At 44.0% G+C, this 12,204-nt stretch carries 6 protein-coding genes, 1 tRNA gene and 2 pseudogenes; 5 read left to right on the top strand and 4 right to left on the bottom strand.

What is annotated here, in order from left to right:
• Positions 1–411 precede the first annotated feature (411 nt).
• Positions 412–1,398 (bottom strand): YkvA family protein, encoded by a 987-nt coding sequence (locus F6K57_RS30285; RefSeq protein WP_293045771.1) that lies wholly within the window; start codon positions 1,396–1,398, stop codon positions 412–414.
• A gap of 630 nt (positions 1,399–2,028) precedes the next feature.
• Positions 2,029–2,115: pseudogene (locus F6K57_RS30280) on the bottom strand (helix-turn-helix domain-containing protein); the annotation flags it as partial.
• On the opposite strand from F6K57_RS30280, the gene F6K57_RS30275 reads away from it, so the two are divergent.
• The 3 genes from F6K57_RS30275 to F6K57_RS30265 all read left to right on the top strand — a co-directional run bounded on the left by F6K57_RS30275 (position 2,114) and on the right by F6K57_RS30265 (position 7,648).
• Positions 2,114–3,850, top strand: coding sequence for an alpha/beta hydrolase (locus F6K57_RS30275; protein WP_293071899.1), 1,737 nt, complete (start codon positions 2,114–2,116; stop codon positions 3,848–3,850). The pseudogene F6K57_RS30280 and the gene F6K57_RS30275 overlap by 2 nt on opposite strands.
• A 130-nt stretch (positions 3,851–3,980) precedes the next feature.
• A complete protein-coding gene (locus F6K57_RS30270) occupies positions 3,981–6,527 on the top strand; it encodes a glycogen/starch/alpha-glucan phosphorylase (protein WP_293045777.1) in 2,547 nt (848 codons plus the stop codon).
• Between the two features lie 203 nt (positions 6,528–6,730).
• Positions 6,731–7,648: a sulfotransferase gene (locus F6K57_RS30265; RefSeq protein ID WP_293046586.1), complete on the top strand. Its 918-nt coding sequence runs from the start codon at positions 6,731–6,733 to the stop codon at positions 7,646–7,648.
• Between the two features lie 260 nt (positions 7,649–7,908).
• Here F6K57_RS30265 and F6K57_RS30260 read toward each other — a convergent pair.
• Positions 7,909–7,980 (bottom strand) — tRNA-Val (locus tag F6K57_RS30260).
• Positions 7,981–8,331: 351 nt separating this feature from the next.
• Between F6K57_RS30260 and F6K57_RS30255 the strand changes: the two genes are divergently transcribed.
• Together F6K57_RS30255 and F6K57_RS30250 are read left to right on the top strand one after the other, a co-directional pair.
• Positions 8,332–10,947 carry a CHASE2 domain-containing protein gene (locus tag F6K57_RS30255; protein WP_293071898.1) on the top strand — a complete coding sequence of 872 codons (2,616 nt, stop codon included), beginning with the start codon at positions 8,332–8,334 and terminating at the stop codon, positions 10,945–10,947.
• 75 nt (positions 10,948–11,022) lie between these two features.
• Positions 11,023–11,799, top strand: coding sequence for a DUF928 domain-containing protein (locus tag F6K57_RS30250; RefSeq protein WP_293046581.1), 777 nt, complete (start codon positions 11,023–11,025; stop codon positions 11,797–11,799).
• 324 nt (positions 11,800–12,123) lie between these two features.
• Here F6K57_RS30250 and F6K57_RS30245 read toward each other — a convergent pair.
• Positions 12,124–12,204, bottom strand: a pseudogene (locus tag F6K57_RS30245) (DNA-binding protein); the annotation flags it as partial.

Here is a 12,204-nt window from a genome sequence, read left to right as displayed (position 1 = left end):
CCTACTCCCTACTCCCTACTCCCTACTCCCTACTCCCTACTCCCTACTCCCTACTCCCTACTCCCTACTCCCTACTCCCTACTCCCTACTCCCTACTCCCTACTCCCTACTCCCTACTCCCTACTCCCTAAAACTTAATAATCCTCATATTTACTATCCATTAAAAAATCCATAGAATAATGTTTAACATTACTAATACAAGCAACAGTAAGCCATTTATGATTAAATCATGACGACTTTCGTTGAGCTTTTTACCTAAAATTATGCTCCCGTGCTCAAGAAAGTATTTTTTCATAAACCCTGGAACTTTTTCATAGTATGGCTTGTACTTGAGCAGATTAATGATTAGCTGTATTAAGCCATAGGTAGTCAGAATAAATACGGTAATTCGGTATAAGGAATAGAGGTTAATCATGATGTATGACTTAGGATATATTTGACCAAAATAGCGAGAATGGCTGCTGCAATGCTGCCGATTAAACTGATTCTGACAATCCGATTGTACTTGCGGACTTCTATCTCCGCTATCTTTTCTGCCTGTCTTTCCATATAATTTTCTAGTTCCTGAGCTAGGGTGGAAACTACGGCAATGATCAAGGCTGCATCATCGGCTAATCCAACTACGGTAATTAGGTCTGGCACGGCATCAAAGGGGGATATTAAATAGATTAAGGCTGCGATCGCTAACGCTTTTCCCTTCCAAGCGGCATTAGGATCCCGGACCATTTTAGCTAAAGCTTGAATTTTCGGCCAAATTTCTTTAATTGCTCCCCGGTTCATCCGTTCTAAGTTCTTGTCAATTTTTTGGATGTCTTCTGGCTTGGTATTTTGGAGCAATTTGTGAAATATTTCTTTTATCCTCCCCCGGTTCATCTGATCCAGGCTCTGGTCAATTTTCTGGATGTCATTGGGGGAGATGTTTTTTTGTAATTTGTCCAGTAGTGTTCTAATCTTACCAGGGTTGCTTGGTGCTGAGTTTTCCGACCGTTGGGGGATGTCTTGTTCAGTGGTAGATTTTTTAAATTTGCTGAGTATCCCTCTAATCTTGCCTCTAACTTTGTCAGTATTGCTTGGTTCTGAGTTTTCGGACAGTTGGGGGATGTCTTGGTCAGTGGTAGATTTTTTAAATTTGCTGAGTATCCCTCTAATGTTACCTCTAACTTTGTCAGTATTGCTTGGTTCTGGATTGCTTACCGTTACTGAGGTGTCCTTAGGAGTTCCTGGTTTGGGTAATTTGCTCAGTAGTGACTGAATTCGCCCAGGGGGTTTTTGTTCTAAGGTCTGGTCGAGTTGTTCTAAGGTCTGGTCGAGGGAGTCGAGGGATTGGATATCCTCTGGTTTTTCCTCTGGTTTTTCCTGTTTTTGAAATCGCCGAAGTAGTCTTTCCCGTAAACCCATTACTATTAACCTTGTTATATCCGAGGATTTATCTGTTTTAGTTGTTATAGCAATTCTCTTTTCCATGAGGGACAAATGGATCCCCCTAAATCCCCCTTAAAAAGGGGGACTTTGAGCTTGATAAGCGTACCTCATAAATGCAATAAACACTATAACTAGTATAATGATATTTATGGTAAGCTTATTGCTAAATGGCTAGGGCGTGTCTTCAAACTCGGAGATACCCCATTATCCCCCTAAAAAAAGGGGGACGAGCGAGTATGGCTCCCCCTCGGAGATACCCCATTATCCCCCTAAAAAAAGGGGGACGAGCGAGTATGGCTCCCCCTCGGAGATACCCCATTATCCCCCTAAAAAAAGGGGGACGAGCGAGTATGGCTCCCCCTCGGAGATACCCCATTATCCCCCTTAAAAAAGGGGGACGAGCGAGTATGGCTCCCCCTCGGAGATACCCCATTATCCCCCTTAAAAAAGGGGGATGAGCGAGTATGGCTCCCCCTCGGAGATACCCCATTATCCCCCTTAAAAAAGGGGGATGAGCGAGTATGGCTCCCCCCTTATTAAGGGGGGCTGGGGGGGATCTAATATCTTGCGGAAAACTTTGAAAACACGCCCTAGTCCCCAGTTTTAGACCCATCTAGAATAACCAGCATGTTGTGCCATCAGGGTTTTGTGTTGGTTGTTCAGTTTCAGTTTGGTCTTGAGAGCTTTGTACATGTTTAATGATCTTGTCACAGGTTTTCCCTTAACTATTACCAACTCCCCTAGTCTTTCCCGAGCAGCTAAAGTGAGCACCCAATCCTTTCATTATAACCCACTGCGCCAGTGGTTAACTCGCTTTTCCCTATCCCTAGGCTTGAGTCTAGTATCTACATTCAGTGCAATTCCTGCTTTAGGAGCAGAGCGAATTACTTTCTTCGTTTCTCCCTTTGGACAATTTAATATTGGGATTGAAGACTTGGAAATTTTTGCTAAAGATGGCACAATGACCAGGCAATTTGCCTATTATGCCAACTTTGCTACACCAACACAATTAGCAGCACTGCGGATTCTACTAAATAGTCGATTTAATATTTCTCCCAGATATGTTTATTTGTTTACTCGCTTACCGGTGGGTAAAACCTTACTGCGCCGATTAGGGAATGTAATAAAAGCAGATTTTAATCGCAATGGTTTCTATCCCTTGCGGGGTGCTTTAGTTTCGGCAGCTTCGGATCCAGAAGGCTTGAGCGTTATTAATGTATTGCGTAAGTTTTCCCTAGAAACTATTTACCTGGATGTGGAACTAATTTCTGATGTTACTGATGAGCTATCAAGGCTATTTGTGGTAAATGATGTTGTCTTTAGTGCCATTAAAAATCGGGCAAAACTACAGGGAGAAGGCTCAAGATCGTTTAATTTCTCAGCACAAGCAGATCTTAGGAATTCTGGAGGAATAGGTTGGCGTAAAGAAACCTTTGAGGTTTATAACTCTGAGCGTCAAGCTTCGTTTCCCGTTGATATTTATCTACCTAACTATTCAGACCAAGGAGCAATAAGAGGCTCGATTCCAACTCTGGTTATTTCCCATGGTTTGGCTTCAGACCGCAATACCTTTGCCTATCTAGCGAAACATTTAGCATCTTACGGTTTTGCGGTTGCGGTCCCGGAGCATATTGGTACTAGTTCCGAACGCATTAATCAAATCTTTGCTGGCTTCGCAACTCCCCTCAATCCTACTGCGATCATCCATCGTCCTCTGGATGTGAAGTATTTGTTAGATGAACTTTCGGCTAAAGCTAATTCTGACCCGAGTAAGTTTGGTAGGCTCAATCTAGAAGAGGTGGGAGTAATTGGTCAATCCTTCGGAGGCTATACTGTTCTTGCTCTAGGAGGAGCTAAGCTCAATTTTGAACAGCTTACTAGTGAGTGTGATGCTGCTCGACAGAACAATTTATCCTTAGATGTATCCCTGCTACTCCAGTGTCGAGGTACTCAACTACCCCCAGAAGACTATAATTTGGGAGACGAACGGGTAAAAGCGGTGATTGCTGTTAATCCGCTCAGCAACCCGATCTTTGGTGAAGCCGGGATGTCACAAATTCAGGTTCCGGTCATGATGGTCTCTAGTATCAGAGACATCTTTGCGCCACCTGTAGAACAACAAATTACCCCTTTCAGCTGGCTAACTACCCCAGAAAACTATCTAGTGGTGACAGAAGCAGGTACTCACTTTTCCTACCTGGGTGGGGAAGGAGAGGGTGTCTTACCGGTTCCACCTGAATTGATTGGGCCAGATCCTGCGATCGCTCGTCCTTACCTGATGGCACTTAGTACCGCTTTTTTCAAAACCTATATTGCTAAACAACCTGAATATGCTTCCTATCTCAGTGAGTCTTATGTGAAAGAGATTAGTCAAGACCCATTGAATCTGTTTCTGATCCAGTCTTTGCAGGAAAATCAACTCAAGTAGGAACTGTGTGTTACAAATTGGTGATTTTACTACAGAGAATGATAATTCACCAATGACCGTCCATCCTTACTCTCTCACCAAAGAGAATTCATAATGGAGTGACAAGTTTTTGGTCAGGATGAGCCATACTATGAAGGAAGCTACCAACCTCACACAACAAATCAAGGTTAAGGTAGAAGATGACCGTACAGGTATGTCGGTGGAAACCCTTAAGCGAGCCTTTGCTGATAATCTTTATTATATCCAGGGTAAAAATCAGTTTTTGGCTACACCCTACGATTACTATATGGCTCTGGCTTATACGGTAAGAGACCGGCTACTTCAGCGGTGGATTAAAACCTTAGAAACCTATACTAGAAAAAATGCTAAGACGGTATATTACCTGTCAGCAGAATTTTTGATGGGTCGCCAGCTCACTAATAACTTGCTCAACTTGGGAATATATGATCGGCTCAGCCAAGCTCTCCACGAATCTGGGCTGGAGCTAGATGACCTGAAAATCCTGGAAGCTGAGCCTGGTCTAGGGAATGGCGGTTTAGGACGCTTGGCTGCTTGTTTCCTGGACTCCCTGGCAACTTTAGAAATTCCTGCTGTTGGGTACGGCATCCGTTATGAATTCGGTATCTTTGACCAGCGGATCATTGACGGTGCTCAAGTTGAACGTCCTGACAAATGGCTACGCTTCGGCAACCCTTGGGAAATCCGACGCCCAGAATTAACGGTTGAGGTTAATTTCGGGGGTAAGACAGAATCCTACAAGGATGATGAAGGGCGCTATCGGGTGCGTTGGGTTCCGGAGTGGCAGGTTTTGGGTACTCCCTACGATATACCAGTGCCTGGTTACAAGAAAAATACGGTCAATACCCTGCGTTTGTGGCGTGCTGGTGCCAGTGAGGAATTTGATTTTGAGGTGTTCGACAGCGGTGACTATGCTGGCTCTGTGACTGAAAAGATCTATTCCGAGAATATCTCGAAAGTTCTCTATCCCAATGATAACACTTCCCAAGGGAAGCAACTACGGCTAGAGCAGCAGTATTTCTTTGTTAGCTGTTCTCTTCAGGATATTATTAATAATTACCGACGAACTAATAGCAATTTTGACCTGTTCCATGAAAAAATTGCGATTCAGCTAAATGATACTCACCCATCGATTGGGGTGGCGGAGCTGATGCGGTTGTTCTTGGATAAGTACAAATTGAGCTGGAATCGAGCTTGGTATATCACTAGGAACACCTTTGGTTATACTAATCATACTTTGCTAGCAGAGGCTTTGGAACGCTGGCCAGTTAGCCTATTTGAGAAACTATTACCGAGGCATATAGAAATTATCTATGAAATCAACCGTCGCTTCTTGGATCATGTGCGTGCCAAGTATCCAGGTGATAATGACCGGCTCAGACGAATGTCCTTGATTGAAGAAGGACCTGATAAGTCTGTGCGGATGGCTCATTTAGCCTGCGTAGGTAGCCATGCTATTAATGGGGTGGCAGTACTGCACACGGAATTGCTGAAGAAGGATGTGCTCCGAGATTTCTATGAATTGTGGCCAAATAAATTTATTAATATGACCAATGGGGTCACACCCCGTCGGTGGCTATTGCTGAGTAATCCTCAATTGTCGGAACTGATTACTGAGAAAATTGGAGAGGGTTGGGTTACTAATCTAGACCAGTTCAAACAGTTAGAGCAGTTTGTTAATGATGCTGAGTTTTGCGATCGCTGGCGCAAGATTAAGCAGCTGCACAAGCAAAACCTCGCGGATTATATTCTGCTGCACAACAGTATTAAGGTTGATCCTAATTCCCTGTTTGATGTCCAAGTCAAGCGGATTCACGAGTACAAGCGTCAGTTGCTGAATGTACTCCATATCATTACTCTCTACAACCAGATCAAGGAAAATCCCTCTATCGATATCTTGCCCCGAACCTTTATTTTCGCTGGCAAAGCAGCACCGGGTTACTACATGGCTAAACTGGTGATTAAGTTGATTAACTCAGTAGCAGAGGTGATCAATGATGACCCTGATGTAAGCGATCGCATCAAGGTAGTTTTCTTAGAAGGCTTTTCGGTTTCCCTCGGAGAGCAGGTTTACCCAGCAGCCGACCTTTCAGAGCAAATCTCCACTGCTGGCAAGGAAGCCTCTGGAACTGGCAATATGAAATTTGCCATGAATGGAGCGTTAACGATTGGTACCTTGGATGGTGCTAATATTGAAATCCGAGAAGAAGCAGGAGCAGACAACTTCTTCCTGTTTGGTTTAACTACTGAGGAAGTATACGCTCTCAAGGCTGAGGGATATAACCCGCAAGAATACTATAACAACAATGAAGAGCTCAAGCAGGTAATCGATCAGATTGGCTCTAGGTACTTCTATCCCCGTAATCCTAACCTGTTTAAGCCAATTGTGGATTCCCTACTGTACGGCGATGAGTACCTGCTTTTGGCAGACTACCAGTCCTATGTGAATACCCAGAAGCAAGTAAGCCAAGCCTATCGGGATCAGCATCACTGGACTCGGATGTCGATTATTAATGCGGCGAATATGGGCAAATTCTCTTCAGACCGCACGATTCGGGAGTATGGTCAGAACATCTGGAATGTTGAGCCGATTTCCGTTGACCTAGACGAGTACGACCAGGACTCTGCTGGGTTGAAGCGAATAAGTGAACTACCTTAATTAGGGAGTCGGGAGGTGTGGGGAGATGGGGAGATGGGGAGATGGGGTGATGGGGTGATGGGGAGATGGGGTGATGGGGTGATGGGGTGATGGGGAGATGGGAAACATTTTTATAGGGTACGAGGTACATTAAATTTTATTACCCCTACTCCCTATTCCCTATTCCCTATTCCCTATTCCCTATTCCCTATTCCCTATTCCCTATGACCAGAAATAAAATGAAATTACCGACTTTTTTAATTATAGGTGTACAGAAGGCAGGAACAACATCGATTTATAACTACTTAACGCAACACCCTCAAGTTTATATGAGTCCGGTTAAGGAAACCAATTTTTTTGAAAAAGATTGGGGAAAGTTGCCTCCAGAACTAATAACTCCTAACAAAAATCGAATTGATACCTTTGAAAAATATTGTAAACTTTTCGAAGACGTTAAGGATGAAATAGCGATTGGTGAAGCATCCCCTAACTATTTGTTTCATTATAAATCATCTTCTGAACTAATATTGCGTTATTTGCCCGATGTTAAACTAATTGCTATTCTCCGAAATCCCATAGACCGAGCTTATTCGGATTATTTAATGCACGTTCGGGAAGCGACGGATGTAGCGGGTAAGGTTCAACCATTATCGGAACAGCTTAAGTTTCGCTCTAAGGGGTCGTTTACCCTAAAAAAAGGACTATATAATGATCAACTGAAACATTTTTTTGAAAAGTTTAATCGACATAAAATAAAAGTTTATCTGTACGATGATTTATGTAAAAATTCCGTGGCTTTGCTCCAGGATATGTATCGATTCATTGGAGTAGATGAAACGTTTATCCCGGATGTATCCAAAAAAGCTCAAGTGGCTCAAGTTCCTAAAGTAAAATTGGTTAATGATCTGTTGCGGAAACAAAATCCCTTCAGAACTATGGTGGCTTCTGGACTAAAGTACATCGTTCCGCTAGAGGTGAGGCAAACTGTTCGTTTGGCGCTAATTAACATGAACTCAACTGATAAGAAAAAAGCTGCTCTTTCTAAAGAGGAACGGCAACAGTTGCTGGAATTTTATCGTGATGATATCCTCAAACTCCAAGATTTGATTCAACGAGACCTTTCGGTTTGGTTAACTGTTTGAGTGTAAGTAGTCAGCTTAAGCGCTACGCGTACGCTACGCGAACAGCTATTGAAGAAAACAGGTCAGAATTCATTTAATCTGAGTTATGTCGCAGCGTTGAAGCCTGCGCCACAAACTAGCTAGAAGTCAGATAGGACTTACGCAAATCCCTCAATTTAACGCTACCTGTAGGGTGGGCAAGGTTTTGCCCACCCTACCCATGCATTCTGTGCGGGTGGAACAGGCTTCTAGCCTGTGATAAGTGCGCATATGCTTACCCATGGGCGATACTGGGTTCGAACCAGTGACCTCTTCCGTGTGAAGGAAGCGCGCTACCACTGTGCTAATCGCCCATACTTTTTTAGTCACTAGCTTTACAGTATACCACAAATTACGGTCACGTGACAACTAATGTTTGCGTTAAAAGCTGACTTTTCTGATATCCCTTGATGGTGAATCAGTCAGCTGTGGATCAAGCTAGATATCAATCTAGATATAAAATCTTAAAACTACACTATAGCATTTTTATACCACCAATTTAGGAGTTGACAAACACAAGTAAGTAATGTTACATTAGCATCGCAAGAGTTTTAATGGTTAGACCCCTATAAACAGTGGGTTGCCTAACTATCAGGTAGACAGGATTTTTTTCACTCTTTCCTCTTCCCTTTTCCCTGCTCCCTGCTCCCTAAAAACCCAGAACTTTGTACTTAATTGAATTGCAAACCGCTGTATCGATGAGTCAGTTAGTAGTCTTAAAACTGGGAAATGGAAATTGTCAGGAAGGTTTTCCTACTGTTATCGCTCAACTTTGGGAAACAGATCATCGTAATCCGATTCAGTTTACTGGATGTTTGCCTGCTGCACCGGAACTGCCTAAACTCTACAAACGCTGGCAATTAATGTATGCAGCACTCTACGGAGGCTTCAGGTGCGATCTCCGTCTGGAAATTCATGACGTTAGTATCACTAATGTTTCAGAAGCTGAGTTTAGGAATCTGTCTCAACAGTTAGAAGAGCAAATTAATACCTGGCTCAATGCTGAAGAATTTCACAAGATTGAACGGCGAGTGCGAACTAAACTAATGCCGTCTGAGGAAATTAGAGTGATTATCGAGGCGGAAGATGACCAAGTGCGACGATTGCCTTGGCATTTGTGGCGTTTATTTGAAGATTACCCGCTGACAGAAGTGGCGTTGAGTAGCCAAGAGTATGAGCGAGTCAGAACGCCAGCTCGAGAGTCAACGGGTCAGGTTAGGGTATTAGGAATTTTAGGAAATAGTGAAGGGATTGAGGTTGAAAAAGACCGCGCTTTACTTGAGCAGTTACCAGAGGCGGAAACTGTTTTTGTGGTGCAGCCACAACGCCAAGAGCTTAACCACCAGCTTTGGGATAAACAGGGATGGGATATCCTGTTTTTTGCGGGACATAGCGGGAGTGGGGCGGATGCTAAAACCGGTTACATAAGTATTAATCAAACTGATAGCTTAACGATTTCCCAGTTAAAGCATGCTCTGAGAACAGCTATTACCTGTGGTTTGAGACTGGCAATTTTCAACTCTTGCGATGGCTTGGGATTGGCACGGGAATTGGCTGATTTACATATTCCTCAGTTGATTGTGATGCGGGAGCCGGTACCCGATCGAGTGGCACAGGAGTTTTTGAAGTCCTTTTTAACGGCATTTGCTGGTGGAAAATCCTTATATTTGGCAGTGCGGGAAGCTAGGGAACGGTTGCAAGGGTGGGAAGATAACTATCCTGGTGCTAGCTGGTTGCCAGTGATTTGCCAAAATCCGGCTGTTGTTCCGCCGACTTGGCAACAGTTGCGCGATCGCAATCAATTCCCTTCTGTTTCAGGTAGCTCCAGTCAGGCTCATGGGTCACAAACCTCTTCAGAGGGTCAACACATGATGCGATCGGCTGTAACAAAGGGTCAAACTTCATTGCCCAGTACCTCCCCTACTCCTTCAGACCAAACTAGCTCCGACAAACCATCCCATTCGTTTCCGATTCGTTTACTATGGTGCGATCGCGTTTTGTTACTCAAGGCTAGTGTATTCGCCATGGCTTTGGTGATGGGATTGCGGTGGTTGGGACTATTGGAAGGGCTTGAACTAAAAGCTTTTGACAAACTGATGCGACAACGACCCTATGAAATGCGGGACGAGCGTCTGTTGATTGTTAAGGCTACCCCAGAGGATATTAAAAATCAGGAACAGCAACCCAAGCATGGGGCATCGTTATCAGACCATACTCTTACTCGGCTATTTGAGAAACTCCAGGAGTATGAACCAGTCACGATTGGCTTAGATATCTATCGTGATTTTCCGGTGGATCCAGCTTACCCTAAACTAGCAACTTACCTGGGACAAAAGAATTTATTTGGTATCTGTAAAGTGAAGGATGCTAAGGCTGGGGACACCGAAGGGATTTCTCCACCCCTGGAAATTCGGCCAGATCGGATTAGTTTTAGTGATGCTTTACCTGACAAGGGGGGAATCCTCCGTCGCCATCTGTTATCTCTGAACTCACCAGACCTGACTGATAAGTGTACTGCTAAGAATAACCTTAGCCTGCTACTAGCCCTATACTATCTAGATGCTAAGGGTATCCAATGGGGCTACACATCAAATCAGCAATTGTGGATTGATGCGCCAGATTTGGATAACGGTAAAACTGTTGTGCTGAAGGAATTAAATTCTGATACCGGTGGCTACCACAGAGTGGATGCAGCAGGTAGACAAATCTTGCTAAATTACCGTTCCCGTCGCTCTCCTGAAGATATTGCACTAACAGTCAATGTTGGCGATATTCTCAATGATAAGATTCCGCCCCAGCGCAGGTCCCAACTGAAGGGTCGGATTATTCTTGTTGGTATAGCCGGTCCAATTAATACCAGTAGTGATTACTGGCTCACCCCTTACAGTGCCAGTCAGTCCCTGAGCGAGAAGCGAACACCAGGAGTGGTGATTCAAGGACATATGGTAAGTCAAATCCTGAGTGCGGTTCTGGATAATCGACCTTTGTTGTGGGTTTGGTCAGAATCAACAGAAGTGCTGTGGATTTGGGGTTGGTCTGTGGTAGGAAGTGTAATTGGTTTGGTAATGGGATTCCGCTCAGGCCAGGCTAGGGGTATGCATTTCCTAAGTGGCTTGGTAATCTCGACGGGAGTGGCACTTGGTGCTTTGTATGGCATTTGTTATCTGTTTATTTTGCAAGGGGGTTGGATACCGCTGGTGCCATCAGCAATGGTATTGGTGCTTACTTCGGTGGGTATGGTTTTGGTAGTACGTTATACACCATGTTCCAATCAGATGTGAAACTAGGATTGATGCAAAAAGGGAACTTCTGAGACCCAGCCAGCATCTTCCTTGGCAAAAGCATCGGAGTTGACAATGGTTAAAATTAAACTGCTTTATGGGATTGCGTTTGCTCTGACGACTCTCACTAGCTACCCAGCACAAGCGCAATTGATGGAATCCACTGGCAATAGGGCTGAATCTATAGCAGTAGAGTTTAAACAGCCAGATTATTCAGGTGATGCGCCGAGCGGACGTAGGCGAGGTACAGGTAATCGTGGATATTGTCCTATGGCTGTTTCTGAAATGGGAGGAAACCTTAGGATGACTCCTGTGATCGCTAAAGATAGTAGGGGATTGACAGTTAATGAGTCTCCGACTATCTGGGTTCATGTTTCCTATCAATCTGAACCTGTTGAGAGGGGGCTTTCTGGGGAATTTTCCTTGCAGGATTCAAAAACTAACACCAAGCTTGCTCCAAAATATCTCCCTGTTACTTTGCCAAGTCGGTCTGGTGTGTTTAGCATACCTATTCCCTACTCCTTAAAGGTTGGTAAGTGGTATCGCTGGTATCTGATCGTTGATTGTAATTCCCCAGACTCGTTTTACGATGACTCGGTTTTGTTTATTAGAGGACTGTTGAAACGGGTTGAATTGCCAGAGTTTAAGCATCCATTAGATACAACAAACTCACAGCAGAAGCTAATGACAGTTTATGCTGAAAATGGCATTTGGTATGATGCCTTGAATCAAGCAGCTAAACTTCGTTGTAGTAATCTACAAAATGCTACGTTTGCTGAGGCTTGGTCCCGATTGTTGAAAGCGGTTGAATTGGAAGAAATTACCCAGGCAAGCTTGATCTGTCGGGAGTAGTTTGGTTTAACTACAAGGGAGCAGGGAGTAGGGAGTAGGGAGCAGGGGGATAGGGTTTGATGGTTTTTCAGCTATCAGCTATCAGCTATCAGCTATCAGCTATCAGCTATCAGCTATCAGCTATCAGCTATCAGCTATCAGCTATCAGCTATCAGCTATCAGCTATCAGCTATCAGCTATCAGCTATCAGCTATCAGTAATCAGCTATCAGTAATCAATTACAAGCTATCAGTAATCAGCCAAAGGCTAACGGCTGAACGCTGACCGGCTGACCGCTGAATGCTTACTTTTTTATAACTGAGTCTAAGTCAAATGCACAACAGCTTAGGCGATCACCTTAAAGTCAGAAATTGTCTCAATCCATACCCGTGCTCCACAATGTAGAGGCTCATCTGGGCGATACAT

Source organism: Moorena sp. SIO4A5 (assembly GCF_010672005.1).
Lineage (GTDB): Bacteria > Cyanobacteriota > Cyanobacteriia > Cyanobacteriales > Coleofasciculaceae > Moorena.
Note: the sequence above shows the minus strand (reverse complement) of the source record. Positions and strands in the feature narration are given on the sequence as shown.